At 43.9% G+C, this 1,398-nt stretch carries 1 pseudogene; it reads left to right on the plus strand.

Annotated features, from left to right (window positions below):
- A pseudogene (locus ACSVH6_RS13565) lies at positions 1–1,398 on the plus strand (hypothetical protein); the annotation flags it as partial.

Genomic DNA, 1,398 nt, shown 5'->3' on the forward strand with positions numbered 1-1,398 from the left:
ATCCTCAACCTGTAGCAGGAGTAAATCCGAGTCCGGTGACAGTTTGTTTGTCTTCAACGGCATTTGATTTATTTCCATTATTGGGTCCAACGGCCCAATCTGGAGGTACTTGGTCTCCGGTTTTAGCCAGTGGTACCGGAATGTTCGATCCATCGATAGATATATCCGGAACTTATGTTTATACTGTCACAGGCACAGCGCCATGTCCACCTGCAAATGCATCGGTACAAGTTACGGTAACGCCAATTCCGGACGCAGGAGATGGTAGTTTATTGTCTATTTGTTCTAATCAGGATCCGGTTGATTTATTTGATTCTTTATCCGGAACACCACAAGCTGGTGGTACTTGGACTGATCCATCCAATAATGTTATTTCAAATATTCTGAATCCGGCGACTGCGGTTTCAGGAAACTATACGTATACCGTTGCAGGAACACCTCCATGTTCGGATGATACCGCAGTGGTTGGGGTAACAGTTACCCCTGGTCCGGAAGCAGGAGCAAGCACTTCCATTACTGTATGTGTCAATAGTGCTACTCAGGATTTATTTGCTTTGCTTGGGCCTACAGCCCAACCAGGTGGAGTATGGACAAATCCATCTAATGTAGTTGTTTCAAATATTCTGGATCCGTCAACAGATGAAGCCGGGGTATATACATATACTTTAAGTGGAGTTAATCCTTGTGACAATGATTTTGCTACTATAACAGTTACCATAAACCCGGTACCAGATGCTGGGGAAAATGGTTTAGTAATTTTCTGTTCCAATGCAGCCCCGACAGACTTATTTTTATCCCTAGGAGGAACACCACAGACTGGGGGAACTTGGTCACCAGCTTTGGCTAGTGGTACAGGAGTGTTTAATCCTGCGGTGGATGCTGCCCAAACTTATACTTATACTGTAGGCGGTACACTTTGTACTCCTGATACAGCTGATGTGACTGTAACTATAATACAAGCACCTAATTCAGGTGGACCTAATCAGACAGTACCGACTTGTGTCAATGTAATTTCATTTGATTTGTTTACAGGTTTAGATGGAAATCAAGAACCGGGTACTTGGAGTGATGATGATGCGACCGGTGCTTTGACAGGAAATATTTTTAATCCTTCAGCAGTAGGAGAAGGAACTTATCACTTTACTTATACGGTGACGGGAACTTCTCCATGTTTGGATAGCCACACTACCGTTACAGTTGTAGTTAATCCAATACCAAATGCGGGGACAGCAGTTACGGTGCCACCGGTTTGCCCTTTTGGAACCTTTGATTTGAATACATTATTGACCGGTCAGGATCCCGGAGGTTCTTGGTTTGACAGTGCCTTGCAGCCTGTAACTTCGCCAATTGATATTTCAACTTTCATTGAAGGGACTTACACATACACTTACAGAGTGG

Origin of the sequence: Flavobacterium sp. XGLA_31, from assembly GCF_051547105.1 — a bacterium.
Lineage (GTDB): Bacteria > Bacteroidota > Bacteroidia > Flavobacteriales > Flavobacteriaceae > Flavobacterium.